At 61.1% G+C, this 20,804-nt stretch carries 18 protein-coding genes and 1 pseudogene; 16 read left to right on the top strand and 3 right to left on the bottom strand.

From position 1 onward, the window contains the following. Window positions 1-286: 286 nt before the first annotated feature. The 5 genes from eppA (at window position 287) to ACEWE8_RS03855 (ending at window position 4,873) form a co-directional block, all read left to right on the top strand. Window positions 287-463, top strand: a complete 177-nt coding sequence (gene eppA / locus ACEWE8_RS03875; RefSeq protein WP_168216558.1) for an EPS-associated small membrane protein EppA — start codon at window positions 287-289, stop codon at window positions 461-463. 303 nt (window positions 464-766) lie between these two features. After that, complete coding sequence (locus tag ACEWE8_RS03870) at window positions 767-1,324, top strand: polysaccharide biosynthesis/export family protein (RefSeq protein WP_046785985.1); 558 nt, start codon at window positions 767-769, stop codon at window positions 1,322-1,324. A 25-nt stretch (window positions 1,325-1,349) separates the two neighbouring features. Then, window positions 1,350-2,465, top strand: coding sequence for a hypothetical protein (locus ACEWE8_RS03865; RefSeq protein WP_046785986.1), 1,116 nt, complete (start codon window positions 1,350-1,352; stop codon window positions 2,463-2,465). 20 nt (window positions 2,466-2,485) lie between these two features. Then, entirely contained in the window at window positions 2,486-4,054 is a 1,569-nt protein-coding gene (locus ACEWE8_RS03860) for a Wzz/FepE/Etk N-terminal domain-containing protein (RefSeq protein ID WP_046785987.1), read from the top strand. A gap of 12 nt (window positions 4,055-4,066) precedes the next feature. Next, the gene (locus ACEWE8_RS03855) at window positions 4,067-4,873 is read left to right on the top strand and encodes a CpsD/CapB family tyrosine-protein kinase (protein ID WP_046785988.1); all 807 of its coding nucleotides are present in this window, start codon (window positions 4,067-4,069) and stop codon (window positions 4,871-4,873) included. Window positions 4,874-4,939: 66 nt separating this feature from the next. On the opposite strand, the gene galE is transcribed toward ACEWE8_RS03855, so the two are convergent. The 3 genes from galE to ACEWE8_RS03840 form a co-directional block, all read right to left on the bottom strand. Then, window positions 4,940-5,902: a UDP-glucose 4-epimerase GalE gene (galE, locus tag ACEWE8_RS03850; RefSeq protein ID WP_046785989.1), complete on the bottom strand. Its 963-nt coding sequence runs from the start codon at window positions 5,900-5,902 to the stop codon at window positions 4,940-4,942. A 75-nt stretch (window positions 5,903-5,977) separates the two neighbouring features. Next, complete coding sequence (locus tag ACEWE8_RS03845; protein ID WP_046785990.1) at window positions 5,978-8,578, bottom strand: hypothetical protein; 2,601 nt, start codon at window positions 8,576-8,578, stop codon at window positions 5,978-5,980. 4 nt (window positions 8,579-8,582) lie between these two features. Continuing rightward, window positions 8,583-10,109 (bottom strand): O-antigen ligase, encoded by a 1,527-nt coding sequence (locus ACEWE8_RS03840; RefSeq protein ID WP_046785991.1) that lies wholly within the window; start codon window positions 10,107-10,109, stop codon window positions 8,583-8,585. Between the two features lie 94 nt (window positions 10,110-10,203). On the opposite strand from ACEWE8_RS03840, the gene ACEWE8_RS03835 reads away from it, so the two are divergent. The 11 genes and pseudogenes from ACEWE8_RS03835 (at window position 10,204) to ACEWE8_RS03785 (ending at window position 20,738) form a co-directional block, all read left to right on the top strand. Continuing rightward, the gene (locus tag ACEWE8_RS03835) at window positions 10,204-11,580 is read left to right on the top strand and encodes an oligosaccharide flippase family protein (RefSeq protein WP_046785992.1); all 1,377 of its coding nucleotides are present in this window, start codon (window positions 10,204-10,206) and stop codon (window positions 11,578-11,580) included. A 68-nt stretch (window positions 11,581-11,648) separates the two neighbouring features. Next, window positions 11,649-11,843 (top strand): hypothetical protein, encoded by a 195-nt coding sequence (locus ACEWE8_RS03830; RefSeq protein WP_046785993.1) that lies wholly within the window; start codon window positions 11,649-11,651, stop codon window positions 11,841-11,843. Next, a pseudogene (locus ACEWE8_RS03825) lies at window positions 11,840-13,297 on the top strand (FAD-dependent oxidoreductase); the annotation flags it as partial. The gene ACEWE8_RS03830 and the pseudogene ACEWE8_RS03825, both read left to right, overlap by 4 nt. Before the next feature lie 122 nt (window positions 13,298-13,419). After that, window positions 13,420-14,037: an acyltransferase gene (locus tag ACEWE8_RS03820; protein ID WP_046785994.1), complete on the top strand. Its 618-nt coding sequence runs from the start codon at window positions 13,420-13,422 to the stop codon at window positions 14,035-14,037. Next, window positions 14,030-14,986, top strand: a complete 957-nt coding sequence (locus ACEWE8_RS03815) for a glycosyltransferase family 2 protein (protein WP_046785995.1) — start codon at window positions 14,030-14,032, stop codon at window positions 14,984-14,986. Before ACEWE8_RS03820 ends, ACEWE8_RS03815 begins: the two co-directional genes overlap by 8 nt. Window positions 14,987-14,994: 8 nt before the next feature. Next, window positions 14,995-15,519: a serine O-acetyltransferase gene (locus tag ACEWE8_RS03810; RefSeq protein WP_046785996.1), complete on the top strand. Its 525-nt coding sequence runs from the start codon at window positions 14,995-14,997 to the stop codon at window positions 15,517-15,519. Window positions 15,520-15,580: 61 nt separating this feature from the next. Further along, complete coding sequence (locus ACEWE8_RS03805) at window positions 15,581-16,555, top strand: glycosyltransferase family 2 protein (RefSeq protein ID WP_046786396.1); 975 nt, start codon at window positions 15,581-15,583, stop codon at window positions 16,553-16,555. Window positions 16,556-16,565: 10 nt separating this feature from the next. After that, a complete protein-coding gene (locus tag ACEWE8_RS03800; RefSeq protein ID WP_046785997.1) occupies window positions 16,566-17,522 on the top strand; it encodes a VirK/YbjX family protein in 957 nt (318 codons plus the stop codon). Window positions 17,523-17,601: 79 nt separating this feature from the next. Next, the gene (locus ACEWE8_RS03795; protein ID WP_046785998.1) at window positions 17,602-18,804 is read left to right on the top strand and encodes a glycosyltransferase; all 1,203 of its coding nucleotides are present in this window, start codon (window positions 17,602-17,604) and stop codon (window positions 18,802-18,804) included. Continuing rightward, window positions 18,801-19,988: a glycosyltransferase family 2 protein gene (locus tag ACEWE8_RS03790; RefSeq protein ID WP_046785999.1), complete on the top strand. Its 1,188-nt coding sequence runs from the start codon at window positions 18,801-18,803 to the stop codon at window positions 19,986-19,988. The genes ACEWE8_RS03795 and ACEWE8_RS03790 overlap by 4 nt, the downstream gene beginning before the upstream one ends. Beyond that, the gene (locus ACEWE8_RS03785) at window positions 19,989-20,738 is read left to right on the top strand and encodes a WecB/TagA/CpsF family glycosyltransferase (RefSeq protein WP_046786000.1); all 750 of its coding nucleotides are present in this window, start codon (window positions 19,989-19,991) and stop codon (window positions 20,736-20,738) included. It abuts the gene before it with no gap. Window positions 20,739-20,804 lie beyond the last annotated feature (66 nt).

Raw genomic sequence — 20,804 nt, 5'->3', positions numbered from 1 at the left:
GTTCAAGTCGTGCCCCGGTTCGACTACCCGCATGCTGGCCAGGGTGGGGCGCTGATGACAGTTTATTTTTATGGCATATCAATGAGTTGCTTGAAGCGCGAGCGGGTGAGAAGTGCCTGCATCTTCTGCATGTCGATAATTTGACGAGTCGAGGGGCAGTCGATTGAGATTTATTATGGTGTCGGAACGTTGACGTAATGGCATCGTGCCCATAAGCTCCAATCAACAGCGATTCATTCCTCCGCCAAAAACCCATAATAAATTTTCCTCTTCGTAGGAGGGGACCATGCGCTCAACACTGTTCATCAAATCCATCTTTCTGTTGGTGTTATTGAGTGGTGCGGCACGGGCGGCTGATTCTTATATGAGCCAGGCAAATATTGTTCCCTTGGCAACGGCAGGCTGGGTGTTTGCGTTTGCGGTGATCGGCTTTGTCGCAGTTGCCAACAGAAAGAAAATTTGAGGACGCTGTTGTTACCATTACGATCAACTTAACCGTACTGCCAGTGAATTGACGCTAAATAATGGATGTTTGCGTCGAAGACGGGATTAGCCGCTTGTCAATTTTACAGCTGTTGCTATATTCCAGTAGCTGACGCCCCAGACGCAAATTGGCAGTGGCAGGCGAAGCGGCATTGCGGTAAAGGGCCTCCTGGATGCTTGAGGCCGTCGCAGCGCTGTAACGGCTGCGAAGTGGAGCGAGAGGTTTAGTGTCGTTCTCATTCAGTGCTCTTGAACCTGGGCCGCAAGGCCGGAGGGATCCCTCATGGCGCGTTTGCTGATTTCCATCCTTTGCGTATTCGTGACTTGGTCCGGCACCAGCGTGGCCGATCAAGGCAACCCGGCGTACCTGCTCAGCCCCGGTGACAGGGTGCTGATTTCGGTCTGGCAAGAGGACACCCTTCGCCAGGAAACCGTCGTACTTCCCGATGGCAGCATCACCTTCCCGCTGGCAGGTCGAATCGATGTGGCCGGGCTGGACGTCACAGCGGTTGCCGACAAGGTCACTGCCGGCCTCAAACCCTACCTGGCAGATCCTAATGTAAGCGTCGTCGTCACGGGTACGGCGGGCAACCTTGTGTATGTGCAAGGCAAGGTCATCAAGCCAGGCCCGGTGCCCATGGCAGGCCCTACGGCGGTGCTTCAGGCGCTGAGCATGTCGGGTGGAATGGACAAATTCGCCGACGAAAGTGCCATCAAGGTCATCCGCGGCAGCGGCCCTTCACAAAAGGTATTGCCGGTGCGCTACAAGGATCTGGTTTCCGGGCGCGACATGTCCACCAACTTCCAACTTCAGGCTGGCGATACGCTGGTCGTACCTTGACCCTACCAATATATAAGAATCTCTAGTGCCTATTTTCCGACCAACGAATATTGCGACGGCAATCATGATGTTGCCGTTGTCTGGGGTGGTTCACGCCGCCATTTGGCAGTCTTCAGTCGTGGTGCCCACGTCTGTCGAGTACGACAGCAACCCATTGCTCCTGACGTCCGAGGAGAAAGGTGTGACGCGTACCATCATTGCGCCCGACTACAGCCTGATCGGTCAGTTCGACCGCGACCAGTTGCGCCTGGGCCTGGGTGTCAACGTGCTGCGCTCATCCGACCGGTCGATCGTCGATGACCGAGAAGACCCCAAGGTGAGCCTGGGGTGGCAGCGCGAGACCGAGACCGGTGGCTTTGGCTTGCTGGCGCGCTACGAGGAGAGTTCCACGCTGTCCGGTGCTGTGCAGGACACCGGTGTTGTCACCACCGACGGCACGCAGGAGATGTCCACGCTCGAGGCCAACTGGAGCAGCGCGGTGACCGAGCGCAGCACGCTGGCCAACGTCCTGACCTACTCACATGCCCGTTATGACATCAGTTCGTTGACCGGTTACGACGAGCTGTACAACACATCGACATGGACCTACGCCTGGAGCGAGCGCACCGACATCATCACCGGTTTCGACGCCAGGCGTTATGAACCGCAGGACGATACCACCGCGGTGTCCTCCAACAGCTACAGCCCGAATATCGGTGTCAGGCACCGGTTTTCCGAACGGTTTGAAGGCCAGATGCATATCGGCGTGAACAAGACCACGGGTTCTGGCGGCGGGCGCCGCGGTGAAGGTGGCATGTCGCTGTTCTACCGAGGCGATCGTGCCGATGCCACCTTCAGCGCTGAGCGCAGCACCTTTGCCAACGCCGAGGGCGGCTTTGCCGAACTCGATATGGTACGCGGCAGTTGGAGCTACCTGGTCACCGAGGTCGACCGCGTGGGCGTCGATGCGTCCTGGCAGGACAGCAAAGGGGTCTCGCCAAACACGTTACAAACGTATGGCATCTGGGCAAGCCGCGCATTTTCACCGGCCTGGGACCTGCGCTTCTCGTTGATGTACAAGCAGCGCCAGCAAGACGGCTTGCCCGATGCTGACGCGACCATTGCCGGATTGACGCTGACGTACAGATATCCCGACATCTGACTCTCGCACGGGTGGCCACCATGAAAACGGACTACGAGCTTTCCCTTAAAGATTACATCGCCATCATCAAGGACCGCGCCTTGTTGCTGGGGGTGAGCATCGTGGTCGTGATTGCGGCAACCGTCGGGGTCGCCGTCACGGTGCCGCCCCTTTATCAGTCGACCGGCACCATCCTGGTGGAGTCGCAGCAGATTTCGCCAGAGCTGGTCTCGGCCAACAACAACAGTTTTGCCGATGAGCGTATCGAGGTCATTCGTCAGCGCGTCATGACCCGCGAGAACCTGCTGAAGATCATCGACAAGTACAACCTGTTCGCCGACAAGGGCAGGCGGTTCAGTGAGACCGACAAGATCGAGCAGATGCGCAGTGCAATCGTCGTGGCCACGCTCAGTACCTACGTCAAAGGGCGTGGCGAGGCGACGGTCGCGTTCACGGTTTCCTACGAGGACAAGCGCGCTGAAGTTGCCAAGGAAGTGGCCGACGAACTGGTGACGCTGTTTCTCAACGAAAACATGAAACAGCGCACCGAGCGCGCAACCGAGACCACCGAATTCCTTACCCAGGAGGCGAACAAGCTGGGCGCCGAGCTGGCTGCGCTCGAGAACAAGCTGGCGGATTTCAAGCAGGCGCACGCCAATGCCTTGCCTGAGAACCAGCAGTTGCGCATGAGCATGTTGTCGCGTTCGGAGTTGGAGTTCCGCGAGGTCGATCGCGACTACAAGGCCGCCCAGGAAGAGCTGCGTTACCTCGAACTGGAGCTGGCGGCCGCCAATGCGGGGGTGCCCGCGCAGGCGGCTGGCGGCAGGCCTGCCTCGGCGGACCAACCACAGGACCTGGCCAGCCTCAAGGCCGAGTATGCCCGGCTGTTGACCAAATACACCCCGGCGCACCCCGATGTGGTGGCCGTCAAGCGCAAGATCGACTTGCTCAAGGCCTCGGGCGAGAAGGGCATCGCCGCTGCGGCGGCCATGAACCTCGATGCGGCCAGGGTACGTACCAAAATGGCGGCTACGCAGTCGCGCATCGCATCGCTTGCTGAACAGAAACGTCAGCTGACGGCCAAAATGGAAGGCTATGAGGCCGATATCCTCGAAGCTCCGCAAGTGGAGCGCGGCCTGGTAACACTGATGCGTGACCATGACAACGCACGCAAGAAGTATGAAGAAATCCGCGACAAGGAAATGGGCGCGAAGATTACCGAAAGTTTGGAGCAGGAAAACAAGGCTGAGCGCTTTGTGCTGCTGGAGCCACCCTTGATGCCGGAAAAACCGGTCAAGCCCAACCGCAAGAAAATTGTCGCCCTTGGCCTGGTGTTGGCGCCGGCAGTGGGCGGCGCGCTGGTGATGCTGCTGGAAATGCTGAACCAGCGTATACGGGGTGTCGGTGCGCTGGAAAGCGTGCTGGGCAAGCGGGTGCTGGTGGCCGTGCCGTACATTTCCACGCAGGCCGATGTGGCCAGGCGCCGCAAGTGGCGGGTGCTGCTGGTCATCGGCGGGTTGTTGCTGGTTGCTATGCTGATGGTGGTCGTCCATGTGTTCTACATGCCACTGGACCTCTTGCTGTTTAAAGCTATGGCTCGGTTTGAATAGGGAAGCGCAGCGATGGACAGAATTACGCCGGCTATCGGAAAGAACATTCATCAGGTTTCTCCCACTCCCGCTGAAACGCCAAAGGCGGCGCCTGTGTCGGAGCAGCCCGAAGCCTTGGGGCAATTCGATTACGTGCAGACCAAGGTGGTGCCGCTGCGTGCGGAGCATCTGGAACGCAACCGGATCGTCTCCTACAACAAGAACTCGAACATGAGCGGGGCCATCGACCTGCTGCGCACGCAAGTGCTGCAGGCCATGGAAGAAAACGGCTGGCGGACTTTGGCGATCACCTCGCCGACACCCGAGGCGGGCAAGACAGTGCTGGCGGTCAACCTGGCCATGAGCATCGCCCACCACACCACCAAGACCGCGCTGCTGGTCGACTTCGACCTGCGTCGTCCAAGGGTTGGCAGCAGCCTTGGCCTGCCCATGGACAAAGCGCTGAACGAGCTGCTCAAAGGCGAGGCCTGGCTGGAAGAGGTACTGGTCAACCCGACCTTGCCGCGGTTCGTGGTGCTGCCCACGCGTGAACCGATACCGATGTCTACCGAGATGTTGTCATCGCCCAAGGTCAACAGCCTGATCAGCGACCTGCGCGACCGCTACGACTCGCGTATCTGCATTTTCGATCTGCCACCGCTGTTGAGTTCCGACGATGCATTGACCGTCTTGCCGAAGTTCGACTGTGTGCTGCTGGTAGTGGCCAACGGGGTGAACAGCAAGAAGGATATCGAAGACTGCCTGCATCATCTGGCGACGGCGAATTTGATCGGGGCGGTATTGAACAAGGCGGATGAGCAACCGCGGCCTTACTACTGAGCCTTTGATTGCTGATGCAAGGAGCTGGCTAGCCATGCTTGCTCCTTGCTTGCTATTGCGCTCACGTCATTGCCAGGGGTACTGAAGCTCCCAGTCCCAGGCGTGCCGCACAATCTGCTCCAGTGAATCGAACCGTGGCTGCCATCCCAGCACCCCCCTGGCCCGGGCAGCATCGGCAACCAGCCTGGCCGGGTCGCCATCGCGCCGCGCTGCCTCGACTACGTTGATCTGCCGCCCGGTCACGGCGCGTGCGGTATCGATCACTTGCTGCACCGAAAACCCAAGGCCATTGCCCAGGTTGAACGCCGTACTTGCGCCGCCGGCCAACAGGTAGTCCACCGCCAGCGCGTGTGCCGACGCCAGGTCGGCCACATGCACATAATCCCGAATGCAGCTGCCGTCGGGTGTGTCGTAATCATGGCCGAACACGGTGATCGCCTCGCGCCGGCCAGAGGCGGCCTGCAGGATCAACGGGATCAGGTGGGTTTCCGGTTCGTGGCATTCACCCAGCGAACCTTCCGGGTCGGCGCCCGCGGCATTGAAGTAACGCAGGCACACCGACCGCAATCCGTAGGCACGGTCGAAGTCCTGGAGGATCTGCTCCACCATCCACTTGCTGCGCCCGTAGGGATTGATCGGCGCCTTGGGGTGCTGCTCATCGATGGGGATGTACTGTGGGTCGCCGTAAACGGCTGCTGTAGAGGAGAAGACCAAGTGCCTGATCCCGGCTCGCACCATGGCATCGAGCAGGGTCAGCGTGGCGGCGACGTTGTTCTGGTAGTACTTGCACGGGGCGGTGACCGATTCTGCCACCTGGATGAACGAGGCAAAATGGAAAACGGCGTCGAAGTGGCAGTCGTCGAACAGTGCATCTAGCGCGAGCGCATCAGCGATATCCAGCTCGACCCATTCGATATCAGGGCCAGTGGCCACGGTATCCGCTACCACCACTTCATGCCCGGCGGCCAACAGGTGCTTGACCATGTGTGAGCCGATATAGCCTGAACCCCCGACAACCAAGTACTTCATCCAATCCTCCTGGAACAGAAGCAGCGTCGAATGCCTGGAATACAGGTCTGAATTGACTCTAGATGGCGATATGCCCTATTTCAAGAAAAGCCAGTTGGTCATGCTGCGCCCGTCGAAACGGATGATGTAGCGCCCCTCTTGGTAGGACGACGCCAGCACCTGCTCCTGCCCATCGGCCGTGCGGCCGTAGAGTTTCAAGCCTGCTGGCGCCTTGACGCTCAGGGTGCCTTCGAGCGGCTCGACGTGAAACGGAGTCATGTCGTCGGGGCGGGGCACAGCACGGGTACCCAGTGAAATCAGCAGGCTGCGCGACTGGTTGAGCGGCTTGGTATCGAGGCTTTGTACCACCACGCTGGCATACGCGGTTTTCAGTTGCAGCTGGATGTCGCCAAGGTCCATTGCCTGGCCACCCAGCCAGCCAGTCGCGGCCTGGGTCGAGGGCGTGTCAATGGTGTAGACGCCCTGTTGCCAGTTGCGCCGCAGTTGCCCGGTATCGGTGACCGACTCGCTGGCGTTGGCATCGAGCAGTGAGTGGTCTGGGTCACGCAGCACCTGCGCATCGGCCGGGATGGCGCTGGCCTGTAGCCACGGCAATTGCGCTGTTTGGGGCATGGCGATCTGCAGTTGGCCCTTTTCCATGGCGGTGCGCAGCAGCACCGAGGTATTGGGTGTGATCGGCCTGTTGAACAAGGTGTCTGGAGTGGGTGCGAAGACGTAACGGGTTTTTGCCAACTGCACGTCCTCGCGGCGATAGAGCAGGGCGGCGGCGGGCAGGGTGGCCATCAGCGCCGGGTCGTTGTAGGCATTCCAGTTGTCTGCGCGGCGCCACTGGCTGAAGAAGCCCTGCTGGCTGTAAGCGTATTGCATGATTGCGTCCCAGCCCTGGTGGCTGGCCGTCGCTGCCACGTACAGCGGCAGTGAGTGGCGGTCAGGCAGCGGGAAGGGTTCGGCGTTCCACTCGGTGACCGTCATCGGCAGCCCCACCACCTGAGCGGCGCCGAGCCAGTCGATCATGCTGTCGCTGGTCAACGGGTTCTTCTCCAGCTGCCCGATGCCGCCATAGCTGTGGGCATCCGTGACGTCACCCGTGGTCAGCGACGGCAGCGAGGACAAGCCGTTGCCGCCCCAGGTGCTGGTGGTGGAGATGGGTACCTTGACCCCGATGTTGCGCAGGTCCTTGATCATGTCAGCAAAAACGCGGTGTTCCAGGTCGTTGAGGAACAGCTTGGAGGGCCCGTGTTCCCAGGCACGCCAGGTCTTGTCCGCCGGCAGGTCCTGGCGGGCGGCGAAAGCCTTGGCCTCGTCCATGTACAGCCGGCTGTGGCGTGGCACGCCCTTGTCCGGCAACAGGGCGTTGCCAAAGTGCTGGGTGATGTCGTTTTCGTTGGTGAGCAAAATGGCCGCGATTGCCGGGTCGTCCTTGTAGGCAAGCCCCGTATAGCGGTTGACGTGGGTCATGTAGCGTTCAGCGAAGCGCTTCATGGCCTGGGCAATGGTGACGTTGACGTAGGCATAGCCCTTTACAGCGGCAACCCCTTGCTCTTTGGGCAGTTCATCGAAGGCGTAAATGTTGTCGTTGGCGGTCAGGATGCGTGACACGTTCATGTCGAGCCAGACATACACGCCTTCGTCCTTGAGGCATTTGATCCACCAGTCGATCTTCCTTAGCGCTTCGGCGTCGAGTTGCTCGGTGTTGTTGAGCTGGGTGAGATCGCCGAAGATGTTCGGGCTCACCCACGGGGAGTCGTGGTGGTGCAGCCTTACCAGGTTGAAGCCCAGTGCCGATAGACGCTTGGCCTGCGCCTTGATTTCCTCGTCAGGCGTTTTGAACAGGGCATAAGCCGACAGGTTGGTGCCCCAGAAGCGCGCCGGGGTGTTGTCGGCAAACACCAGTTGCTCACCGGATGCTTTGACGAAACCACGTTTGCCGGCTGGTATTTCCCCCGCGTTGAGGAACGACAGGTCCACAGGTGACGTGCGCCAGTCCAACTGGTCATCCGGCCATTGCGTGGGGTCGGCCAGGCCGAAGCGTTCGCTGGGCGTGGGGCCTATGGCAATATCCCCGGCAACGGTCAGCACCGCCTTGATCTGTTGGCGGCCAGGCAGAATCGGGTCGGTGTAGAAGAAGGTTCGCACCTGGCTGGTATCGCCCCGCTCGAAATAGACCTTGGCCAACGGGGGATCGAAGCGCATTTGCACACGTGGCCCGACGCTGTTCTTGCCCCAGGCCCAACCGCGGTTGTCTGGCAACAGCACAGGGTCGCCCATTTCCCCGGCTATCAGCGCCGGGTCGAAGCGCCAGACGATGCCGCCGCCCATCACATCGGCCTGCTTGCTCTGTGCCTGCAGGTCGAAGTGCCAGGTCAGGGTTTGCCCCTGGTCCTTCTGGATATCGGCTTTCAGGTCGAAATCAAGGTCCTTGTTCCGCCCCGTCAAGGTGTAGCGGTAAGGCCCCTGAACCTTGAGTGTCGGGTAGAAGCCCGTCCAGCTCCAGTCTTCACCCCAGAAGTCGAAGCTTGAGGCAAAGGCCGGACCGCCGCCGCGCGTCAGGTTGGGCAGGCCGTTCTGTTCGTCGACGCTGACGACCCACTCCGAGGCCATGCCGGCCAGCGGCAGCATCAGCAGGCCAACCAGTGCCGTTGCCCGGGTCAAGGGGCAGAATGAAGTGCAGGTCATTGAACTACCTCGGTTGCAGGCTGGCGTTGGCAGGGTGTTCGGCATCAGCGAAAGCGTGCCTGCGGACCATCTGGATGTAGGCGATGCCGAGCCCGGCAATCGACCAGTACACCACCGGGATTACCGTGATGCTGCTTACCGTGAAAATGGTCACCAGGATGCCCAGCAAGGTCGCCAACAGCACCCTGCCGAGCTGGCGGTAAGGGTCACTCTTGTCGGGGAAGGTACGCATGCTCTTGTTGATGCCCATCAGGACGCAGGCGAAGAACCCCACGAACAGCGCCAGCCCTACCAGGCCGATCCTTAGCGCCAGGCCGATGTAGGTGTTGACGATGTCGATGATGCCCTCGCCCTGGATCATCGATTGCATTTCCGGCGTGTTGCGGAAATCGAACGATCCGAACAACGGGTAGCGCTGAATGACGATCCACGAATTGTCGAGCAGACGCTCGCGGTAGGTTATGTTCTCATTGTCCACGCTGCCGATGAACGGCAGCAGGTCGAGGATCTTTTCGCCGCCGGGCACGATGGTCAGCAGCGGAATGCTCAGCACCCCTGCCAGTGCGAGCAGGGACAGGCGCGTGACTGCACGCTTGCCCATGGCGATGAACACGACAATCATCACCACCGCGCCCACCCATGGGCCGCGTGACAGTGGCACAAACAGGCCGGCGGCCAGCAGCAAGGCCCCAAGGTTGCGCTGCAGCTGGCTGCGCACGAAGCCCTGCACGAACAGGAACAGACCAATCGCAACCGTGATCACATAGCCCAGGGCAATGGCCTGGCCGGCGGTTACGCTGGCGCGCAACGAACCGCCCCGGCTCAGGTAGCCTTTCATGCTCCACTCCACACCCAGGGCGTCGAGCAACGCGTTGTACAGCAGCCAGTGGCGCGCGTACTCAGCGACGGCCAGCAGCGACAAGACCAAAGCGGCAATGACGAAGGCCAGCATCGCGTCCTTGAAGTCGCTCAGCTCCCTCAACCCGCGGCTGGCGACGTAGTAGGGCAAGAACACGTCGACATACAAGTACACCGCCTGGCGCAGGGTATCGGTAATCGTGGTCTCGCGCAGGTACAGCAGCCCCATCAGCAACAGGCTGGCGGCCAGCAGCTTGTCGGCCCACAGGCGGCCGAAACGCAGCGTATCGCTCTGCTTGCTCAGCACCAGTGCGGCGGGGAGCAGCACGCACAGGGTCAGGATGCGCTGATGGTTCAGCTCGATCAGGTAGTTGACCACGCCAAAGCCGGGCACCTCTTTCGACGCGGGCGGTATGACGAACAGCAACAGGAAGAACAGCGCCATGGGGTTGCGCTCGCGGCGCCTGGCCGTGAGCAGCATGACGGCGGCAACGGCGGTGTAGATCCAGTAGCTGTGGGCAAAAAAGGCCACCAGTGTCAACGCGAACCACAGGTTGCGGCGGCGCTTGAAATCGCTCTCGGCAATCAGGTCCTTTGCCGGGCTGCGTGCGAGAAAGAACACCACGCAAGCCAGGAACAAAATGACGATCAGCGCACGTAAATGTTCGGGCATGGGAGAGGTCACCTGTCCCTGGGTGGATGGGCACTAGCATCATGGCTAATTGAAACTATAGTGACTTCTAGCCATTCAGTCAGAGATTCAAGTCATGCCGTCGATTGATGTGCAAGCACCTGCCAGTCTGCGCAAGCGTGCCATGGGCGCAGGCGCATGGAACCTGGTCTCGCTGGTGGCCTCGCAGGTGCTGCGCTTGGGCGGCAACCTGATCATGGCGCGGATACTGCTGCCGGAAATGTTTGGGGTGATGGTCATTGCCACCACCGTTTCTGTGCTGCTGCACCTGCTGTCCGATGTCGGCCTGCGGCAGAACATCATCCAGAGCCACCGCGGCGACGACCCATTGTTCCTCAACACCGCCTGGACGGTGCAGATCGTGCGCGGCTTTGTGCTGTTCGCGCTGACGCTGCTGCTGGCCCTCGGCGCCTGGTGGGCGCAACTGGCCGATCTGTGGCCGGCGCATTCCACTTATGCAGCGCCAGAGCTGCCGCTGGTGCTGGCGGTGACCGGCATTTCAGCGATCATCTGGGGTTTCCAGTCCACCAAGATAGACGTCGCGGTACGCGCCTTCCAGCAAAAGCGCGTGGTGCTGATAGAGCTCGCATCGCAGGTCGTCGGGCTGGTCACGATGCTGGTGATCGGCTATTTCACCCGGTCTATCTGGTCTCTGGTGGTCGCCGGCCTGGCCTCGGCGCTGGTTGGCACGTTACTGGGCCATTTCGCCTTGCATGGCCCGCACAACCGCCTGCAATGGGACCGCGCAGCGCTCACCGAACTGATCGTGTTCGGTCGCTGGATACTGCTGTCTTCGATGGTCGGGGTATTGGCCATGTATGGCGACCGCATCTGGTTCGGCGGCACGATGACGGTGGCGCAGCTTGGGGTGTATTCCATTGCCGTGCTGATTCTCGGGTCGATCCAGACCGGCTTGCTCAAACTGGTCGGGTCAGTGGCGCTTCCAGCCTTCAGCGAAGCGGCCAGGGCCGGTGACCAGGCGCGCCTGAAAAAACTCTACTTCCACTTCAGGCTGCTGGTCGATCTGGTCATGCTGTTCCTGTGTGGCGGTTTCCTGACTGCCAGCCCGCTGCTGATCGGCTGGATGTACGATGAGCGCTATGCCGACGCAGGCCCGATGCTGGCCATCCTGTCGCTGTCGTTCTTCACCTTGCGCTATACCTTGGCTCATCAGTTGTGGATCGCTTTGGGCCATACCAAGTACCAGGCGATGGACAACATCATCCGGCTCGTCTCTTTGTGGGCACTGATACCGTTGTTGCTGGCCATTGGCGGAGTGAAATACGCCATCTGGGGGGCCGCTTTGCATACCTTTCCGACGCTGGTACTGATCGTCTATGTCAATTCCAAGCTGAATATCTGGAGTATGAAGCGTGAACTTGTGGTGCTACCGATGATTGCGGTCGGCGCATTGTGTGGCTTCCTGATCACGCGTTTGTTCGACTGGCTCTGAAGCCTTCCCGGCAGGCTGCACATAACGATACCGGGCTGGATAAAATCAACGGCATAGGTCTTGTGATCATGGGGAAGCTACAGTTTCTTGATCGGCAATCGGGTCGCCGCGGCTTTCTTCGCAATGGCGTGTTGCTGGGCGTCGGCGTAGCTGTTTTCGGTATCGTCCCTGGCGCTGGGCGCAAACCGGCGGAAAAGGGCGGGTTCGTTGTGATCAACGGCTGGGTCTTGCCTTCGGAATACTTCAAGGACGGTCGAGCATGATCAAGGACTTCGAGGCTGAGAAAACCCTGCGCGAAGCCTACGACGTGTGCATCATCGGTGCCGGCCCGGCCGGCATCACCCTGGCCCTGCAGCTGGCGCAGGCGGGGTGGAGTGTGGTGCTGCTCGAGGGGGGAGGGCGTGAGTATGAGCCGCGCTCGCAGGAGCTCTACGCGTGCACCTCGACCGGCCTTGAGCTGTATGCCGAACAGACGCGCCTGCGTTACCTGGGCGGCACCTCCAATCATTGGGCAGGCCGTTGTCGCCCCTTCACTTCGTCCGATTTTGCCGTAGCGCCGCCTGTCGGCCTGCCGGGCTGGCCGATCGACTATGCGCAGATCGAGCGCTACCTGCCGGCGGCCATGGCGATCGTTGACCTGCCGAACGGGGCTGGCTTCAAAACCGTGAACACCGGCTTGAACGGTGGCGAATTCGATGCTGACTGTTTTCTGCTGAGCCCGCCAACACGGTTCGCGCAAAAGTACGCATCGGCGCTCAACGAGACGCCCGGGCTGGAGGTGTTCATCAACTGCAACTGTGTCGACCTCGAATTCGATCAGGCTTCAGGGCAATTGAAGGCAGCGGTGGTGTCCGATTACGACCAGCATCGCGAGCGTGTCGCGGCCAATCAGTTCGTCCTGGCGATGGGGGCGATCGAGAATGCCAGGCAATTGCTCAACAGCGCTTCGCTGGTGGGTGCTGGCGTGGTGAAAAAGGAGGGCCTGACCGGGCGTTGCCTGATGGAACACCTGAACATCGACTTGGGTACCTTCATACTCAAAGATGGCTTGGGCACCGAGCCGCGCCAGTATTACACCACCGATGCATTCGTCGCTGAGTACCATGCCGGCAAGGGCAATGTTTCCGCTACGGTGCTCTCCGATGTGCAGACCTACGGCAGAACGGCCGAGGTCAAATACTTTCTGGAAACCCTGGCGTGTCAGATGGGGCTGGCCAGCAAGATCGAGTTCGTCGCCAAGTTCAGTTGCCCCGGCGATGGCGTCATGACCACGATGATCGAACAGTTCCCGGATGCACAAAGCCGTATTTCGCTGCTCAACGAAACAGATGAGCTGGGCGTGGCCAAGGTCAATGTCAATTGGGTACTCAGTGCCACCGACAGGCATACCATCAAGTGCATCGGCGCTGAACTGGCCAAGCAGTTCGCCCAGGCGGGGCTCGGCTTCGTCAAGCTCAACGATTTTGTCTATGACACCGAGTTGCCCCTGAAACTGTCGCCCCATGCCCATCACATGGGCACCACACGCATGGCGGCATCCCCCGAGTTCGGCGTGGTCGACGCCAACTGCAAGGTGTTCGGCAGTGAAAACCTCTATATAGCGGGCAGCAGCATTTTTGCCACAGGTGGCGCCTCGAACCCGACGATGCCGCTGTTGCAGTTCGCACTCAGATTGGCCGACCACCTCGATACGAAGATGAAGGCGGCCAGTGGGGCAGTTGTTCGAAGGGATGAGCAATGTGGGGAAAGGGTTGAGCGCGATACGGTCAGCATAAAGAAGAACGAGACCGGTTCGCCTCAGGGACAGTCCAGGACCGCTTGACGTGCGAGGGTAGCAGAATGATTGGATGGATACGCAATGCCATGACGCAGTATGTCTACTCAACAGGACGGGGAGGCTCGGCTTACAAGAAGTTCTGCAACCCGACGCCCTTGGAGTGGGGTACCTACCTGGCACGGTGGGGCAAATTCCACTCGGTGGGCAGCAATGTCTATATCAACTGCGGCTGCAATGTCACCGACCCCACTCTGGTACGCATCGGTAGCAATGTGGGCCTGTCGGACTGCACCTTGATCGGCCACGACGGTGTGGTTGCGCTGATCGAGATCTGTTACGGCAAACACCTTGATTCGGTCGGCTACATTGACATCAAGGACAACTGTTTTGTCGGGCATGGTGCGATCGTCATGCCGCGCGTGACCATAGGGCCGAACGCTGTGGTCGCTGCAGGCGCTGTCGTCACCAAGGATGTTCCACCCGGCACGGTGGTCGGGGGCAACCCGGCAAAAGTCATCTGTACGACTGAAGAACTGATCAGCCGGGTCGAGGCGCGCTGCAATGCCTACCCCTGGATCGAGACGGTCAAGCAACGCAAAGGCGCTTACGACCCGACCGTGGAACCTGCGCTGGCACGCCAACGCAGCGAGTATTTCTTCGGAGACGGCAGCAATGGATAGCAAACCCGTCGACGTGATGGTCGTCAATTTCAATACCGCATCGTTGCTGCAGCCGATGTTCGATGCGCTGCGCCAGGCCGGGAGTGAACGGCTGGCCAGCTATCTGGTAGTGGACAACGCATCCGTCGATGATTCGGTGCAGCGCCTGGCCGAGGTCTGCCCGGAAGCTGTGCTGCTGAGCAACACGCATAATGTCGGCTTTGGCCGCGCCAACAACCAGTTGCTGGCGCACCTGCAGGGCAAGTACGCGCTGCTGCTCAACACCGACGCCTTTGTCGCTGCTGACAGCCTGCAAAAAACCGTCGATTACATGGACGCGCACCCGGACTGTGGCGTTCTGGGCGTGCGCCTGGTGGGGCGCGACGGTGACCTGCAACCCAGTTGCCGCTACTTCCCCACGCCCTTGAATGTGTTTGTCGCGCGTACCGGCCTGGGGCGCTTTTTCCCCGGGCTGAAGATGGTCGACGAGATGGCCTGGGACCATGCCTCGGTGCGTGAATGCGACTGGTTGCCGGGCTGCTTTTACCTGGTGCGCCGCGAGGTGCTCGATCAGGTGGGCCTGTTCGATCCGCGCTACTTTCTTTATTACGAGGAAGTCGACCATTGCAAGCGAGTGAAGGAGGCCGGTTGGAAGGTGGTGTTCTACCCGCACACCACCGTGGTGCACATTGGCGGGGAAAGCTCCAAGTCGGTCGCCGAACTGGAGGCTGCGAGCCGGCAGATCTCCAGCTACCAGATCGAGAGCGAGCTGCTGTACTTTCGCAAGCACCATGGCGTGCCGGGCTTGATCCTGCACATGCTGCTGGTGAGCCTGGGTGACCTGGTGCTGGCGCTCAAGGCATTGCTCAAGGGGCGAGGCTGGGGCGCGATCAAGGCCTGTTGGCTGCACACGCGCGCCACCTGGTCACTGTTGCTCAAGACCCAGTTTGCCAGCCAACCCACACGGTAGGTGAAGCCATGTTCCAGAACATACGCGCGGACTTGCGTGCACACGGTGGAGATTGGGGTGCCCAGGGCTTCTGGGTACTGCTGGTCTATCGTTTTGGCCGCTGGCGCTACGGCGTGCGGCCGGCACCTTTGCGTAAAGTGCTGTCGTTCGTCTACAAGGTGCTGTTCAAGTTCGTACAGATCATCACCGGCGTCGAGTTACCGTGTGAAGTGGTGATCGGTCGCAACTTCGTCATCGACCATTTCGGCGGCATCGTCATCAGCGGCTATGCGCGATTCGGTGATGACTGTCGGATTCGCAATGGTGTGGTGGTCGGCCTGAAGAATGTCAATGAACCGATTGCTCCCGTCTTTGGCAACAACGTCGATATCGGCGCCGGGGCCAAGGTGCTGGGCAACATTCGCATCGGCAACAACGTGTCGATCGGCTCCAACGCTGTAGTGTTGATCGATGTGCCGGACAATTCACTGGCTGTGGGCGTGCCTGCGACCATCAAGGCCCGAAAACCCAGCGAAGCGATGGAGTTCACATGAGCCAGGCAATGGCTGACCGTACCCGGGGTGGTTCCCTCAAGCGCTGCGAGTGAGGCTCAAGGTGACAGGCATTGGAGTGGTGGTTATCGGCCGTAACGAAGGCCTTCGCCTGGAACGCTGCCTGGCGTCGCTGGCGGGGCGTGCGGACAAGGTGGTGTACGTGGACTCAGGCTCCACGGACGGCTCCGTGCAACGAGCATCGGCCTTGGGCGTCGAGGTGCTGACGTTGGACATGACCATACCTTTCACCGCCGCGCGTGCACGCAATGAGGGTTTTGCCTGCCTGCAAAAGGCCCTGCCTGCAGTACGCCATGTGCAGTTCGTCGATGGCGATTGCGAAGTGCATGCCGGCTGGCTCGTCACGGCGCAAGCCTTTCTCGACACCCACCCGCAGGTGGCGGTGGTGTGTGGGCGGCGCCGCGAGCGCTTTCCCCAGCACTCTGTCTACAACTGGCTGTGTGACCTGGAGTGGGATACCCCGCTGGGGGAAACCAAGGCCTGTGGCGGTGATGCGCTCATGCGTGTCGATGCCTTCGTGGCCGTCGCAGGTTATCGCTCTGCACTGATCGCTGGGGAAGAGCCCGAACTGTGCGTGCGGCTGAGGGCGGCCGGCTGGAAGGTCTGGCGCCTGGCTGCTGAAATGACCCTGCACGATGCCGCCATGACGCGCTTCGGCCAGTGGTGGCGGCGCAGCGTACGCGCAGGTTATGCCTATGCCGAGGGCGCCTCACTGCATGGCGCACCGCCGGAGCGGCATTGGCTGCGCGAGTCGCGCCGTGCCTGGGTTTGGGGCTTGGGCATTCCACTGCTGGTCGCGTTAGCAAGCATCTGGATGGGCCTGTGGGCACTGGTGCTGCTGCTGGTCTACCCGCTGCAGATGCTGCGCCTGGCGCGCCGTGGCGGTAGGTCGGCGCGTGAAAACGCAGTACAGGCGGTATTTCTGGTGCTGGGCAAATTCCCGGAGATGCTGGGCCAGATGAGGTTTGTGCTGAACAGGTTCACGGCCGGTAACCCGGCGTTGATCGAGTACAAATGAGATGCCTAAGATGCTCGGATCGTTAGCCAGAAGCGTATTCACCTTGCAACCCGGCTATTCGCTGCGGGCGCTTAACAACAAGTACAAGCTGGCCACAGCAATGATCAGGCAGTGGCCGGACTTGCGCACGTTCATGCAGCGCATGTCAGGTGCGCTGGGCAACGAGCGCTTCGCCAGGCTGGGCGTGGACTGCATCGGGGTGGTGCAGTGGCCCTACATCAGCAAATGCTGGGACGCCCGTGAACGGCTCGATGTGGTGGCATCGCACTATGAAGTGGTCGCCAGCCATTGCCCGGCACTGTTGCTGTTGGAGCGCGAGGAGCGCCAGGTTGTCTGCGACCTGTCCGCCTACTCCAACGGGTGCACCCTGGTGCTGGATCGGCCCATGTGGTTCAAGCGTGAAGGGGAGTTGGTGATCAACCTGTTCCAGGCTGACCTGCGTGTGGCGTCGCTGGCGTTCACGCTGTGCCGCACAGAGGGCGAGCTGTGCCTGTTCATTGGTGCCGTGCAGGGCATCCATAAAGGCATCGACAGCGAAACCTCGCTGAACATCTACCGCGACCTGACCAAGGATTTCGAAGGGTTGCGCCCCAGAAGCTTTCTGCTAGAAGCCCTCAAGTGCCTGGCCAGAACAACCGGGGTCGCCCGCATCTATGCTGTCGGCGATCAGTGCCGGCACCACCGCCACCCGTATTTCGGGGTTGAGAAGGCTCAGGACCTGGCAGCCAACTATGATGTGATATGGCAGGAGAGCGGTGCCGAAACGTCGGTGCGTGAGGACTTCTTTGTGCTCCCCCTGGCAGCTGCCAGGCGTAACCTGGAGGACATCGCGCCGAAGAAACGGGCCATGTACCGACGCCGCAACGCGCTACTGGACGACGTTTTCGCCAAGATAGAAGCAGCACTGCCCGGCACCGCCGCGCAAACAGAGCTGCCGTTGCATCCTCAGCTAGCCTGTAGTCAGTGAGCCGCAGCATGAGGTAAAGGTCAGGGCGTCGCCGAAGCGGCCCGACCCTATCAGTAAACGGATTTCGATTTGGGGGCGTATGCGCATTGCTTATTTCATCAATCAGTATCCCAAGGTCAGTCACAGCTTCATTCGTCGCGAAATTCTGGCGCTCGAACGTCAAGGCATGGAGGTTCAACGCATCGCCCTGCGGGGCTGGGACGCCGAGTTGCAGGACGATGAAGACATCGCCGAGCGTGGCAAGACCCGCTACGTGCTGCAAGGGGGCGTCAAGGGCCTGCTCAAACCGATGCTGCAGGTAGCGCGCGCCGAGCCGCGGCGTTTCATGTCAGCGTTGCGCCTGGCGTTGCGCATGGGGGTGCGCGCCGACCGACCCTGGCCCTATCACCTGGTCTACCTGGCGGAAGCCTGCCGTGTCGTGCAGTGGTTGCAAGGCGCTGCTGCTGAGCACGTGCACGCGCACTTTGGCACCAACTCCACCGAAGTGGTCATGCTGGCCAACGCGCTCGGTGGCCCCCGTTACAGTTTCACCGTGCATGGGCCCGAGGAGTTCGACAAGCCGCAATTCCTGCACATGGATGAGAAGGTCCGCCGCGCAGCATTCGTCGCTGCGGTGAGCTCCTACGGGCGCAGCCAGTTGTTTCGCTGGGTGGCACATGAGCACTGGGTCAAGGTGAAGGTGGTGCATTGCGGCCTGGAGCGCAGTTTCCATGAAGGCTCTGCCATTGCGCCCCCGGCAACGCCGCGGCTGGTGTGCGTAGGGCGGCTGTGCGAGCAGAAGGGCCAGCTGCTACTGCTCGAAGCGGCCCGGATCCTGCTGGCCAAGGGCGTAGCGTTTGAACTGGTGCTGGCCGGCGACGGTGAAATGCGTGAGCAGATCGACGCGTTGATCGCCCGCCATGGCTTGCAGGCACAGGTGCGCGTCACTGGCTGGATCAGCAGCGCCCAGGTACGTGAAGAAATCCTGGCCGCCCGCGCCCTGGTGCTGCCGAGTTTCGCCGAAGGGTTGCCGGTGGTCATCATGGAGGCCATGGCCCTGCGTCGGCCGGTATTGACTACCTATGTGGCCGGCATACCCGAGCTGGTTCGGCAGGGGGAAAACGGTTGGCTGTTCCCGGCAGGCGAAGTGCAGGAGTTGGCTGCGGCCATGGCCGATTGCCTGGCGCAACCTGCCGAAGCCCTGCAGCGTATGGGGCAAGCGGCTTACGAGCGCGTGCTCCAGCGCCACGATATCGATACCGAAGCGGCCAGGCTGGTTCGCTATTTCAAGGCAATTGCATGATTACTTTACTGAGTTGGCTGCTGGGCATCGTGGCACTGCTTGTGCTTCTGCCGGTACTGGTGCTGTTGGTCCAGGTGCTGTTGGCCTGCCTGCCGGCGCGGCCGGTGCCACAGCCCAAGGGCGCACGCCCACGGGTGGCGGTGTTGGTACCGGCGCATAACGAGGCGCTGGTCATCGAGTCGGCACTTGCGGCCATCGGCGCGCAATTGCGCGAGGGCGACCAGTTGCTGGTGGTGGCGGACAACTGCACCGACGATACCGCCGCACTGGCGCGTGCTGCCGGTGCGCAGGTGATCGAGCGCCAGGACGCGCACCTGCGGGGCAAGGGCTATGCGCTGGACTACGGTGTACGGCATCTGGCGCACAACCCGCCGCACGTGGTGCTGATCATCGACGCCGATTGCCAGGTCAGTGCCGGTGCCGTCGAGCGCTTGGCACACTGTTGCATCGAGGCCGGCCGGCCTGTGCAGTCCCTGTACCTGATGCATGCGCCTGCAGGCGCCGGGCTGAAAGTGCAGGTCGCCGAATTCGCCTGGCGCGTGAAGAATCTCGTGCGCCCGCGTGGATGGGCTCGGGCAGGCTTGCCGTGCCAGTTGATGGGGGCGGGCATGGCGTTCAGCTGGCAGGATGTGACCGCGGCCAACCTGGCGACCGGCCACCTGGTCGAAGACATCAAGCTGGGCCTGGAGCTGTGCCGCGATGGTAAACCGCCCCTGTTCTGCCCGGCTGCTACGGTCACCAGCCAGTTCCCGACCAGCCAGGAAGGCCTCACCAGCCAGCGCACCCGCTGGGAACATGGCCATCTGGGGCTGCTGCTGACGGAGGGCCCCGGTTTGATTCGCCGCTCGCTGGCGCAGGGTAACTGGCCTTTGCTGGCCATGGCCGTGGACCTGCTGGTACCGCCGCTGGCGTTGCTGGCATTGGCCATGATGGTGGTCTTCAGCGTGGCATGGCTGGCATTTCTGTTCTTCGGCATTTTACTGCCGGCAGTGCTTGCCACCGTCAACCTGGTGCTGTTGGTGGCCGCGGTATTGTTGGCCTGGTGGCGCTTCTCGCGTGAGGTGATCCCGTTTTCCGTATTGCTGTATGCCCCGTTCTACGCGGCGAAGAAGATTCCCCTGTACCTCGGTTTTCTGCTCAAGCGCCAGGTTGAATGGGTGCGCTCGAAACGGGATGACAACTGAATGGACGCATGGCCCTGGTTGCAACGCTGGAAGACAATCATCGGCAAGCTGCGCGTGGTCGATGACGCGGCTGATGAGCAGAAGGTGCTGCAGGCACTGAGCGCTCCGCGAACGGCAACGGTGCTCGGCTTCGTCAATGCCCATGCCATGAACCTGGTGGCTGCCAACCCCGACTATTGCACAGCGCTGGCGGCAGCGGACGTGCTGCTGCGCGACGGCTCCGGCATCGCGATACTGTATCGGCGCCTGGGGCTGGCGCCCGGGCTGAACATGAACGGCACCGACTTCATTCCCGAACTGCTCGCAGCTTACAACGGCAGGCGGGTAGCGTTCTGGGGCACCCAGGAGCCGTATCTGAGCCAGGCAGCCGAACAGGGTGAAGCGCTTTACGGGGTTAATGTCGTGTCGCTGCATGACGGTTTCGCCAGTATCGACACCTACATTGATCTGGCGCGGCAGCAGCAGCCGGAGCTGATCGTGCTGGGCATGGGCATGCCCAAGCAGGAGAACGTCGCGGCCCGCCTGGCTGAACTGGGCAGGCCCTGCCTGATCGTCTGCGGCGGAGCGATCCTGGACTTCATGGGCGGCAAGGTCACCCGGGCCCCGGACTGGTTACGCCGGTTGGGCGGCGAATGGGTGTACAGGCTGAGCAGGGAACCCAGGCGTCTGTTCGTGCGCTATGTGGTCGGCAACCCACTGTTCCTGCTGCGGGCGCTGCTGTGCAGCAAAGCGACCCTGCCAGAACCCTGAGCGAGGAGGATTCAGCCCCGCACGGGCTGCCGGGTACTGCTACAGTGATATCAAGCGGCGTGGGGT

Source organism: Pseudomonas sp. TR47 (genome assembly GCF_044143025.1).
Taxonomy (GTDB): domain Bacteria; phylum Pseudomonadota; class Gammaproteobacteria; order Pseudomonadales; family Pseudomonadaceae; genus Aquipseudomonas; species Aquipseudomonas putida_E.
Note: the sequence above shows the minus strand (reverse complement) of the source record. Positions and strands in the feature narration are given on the sequence as shown.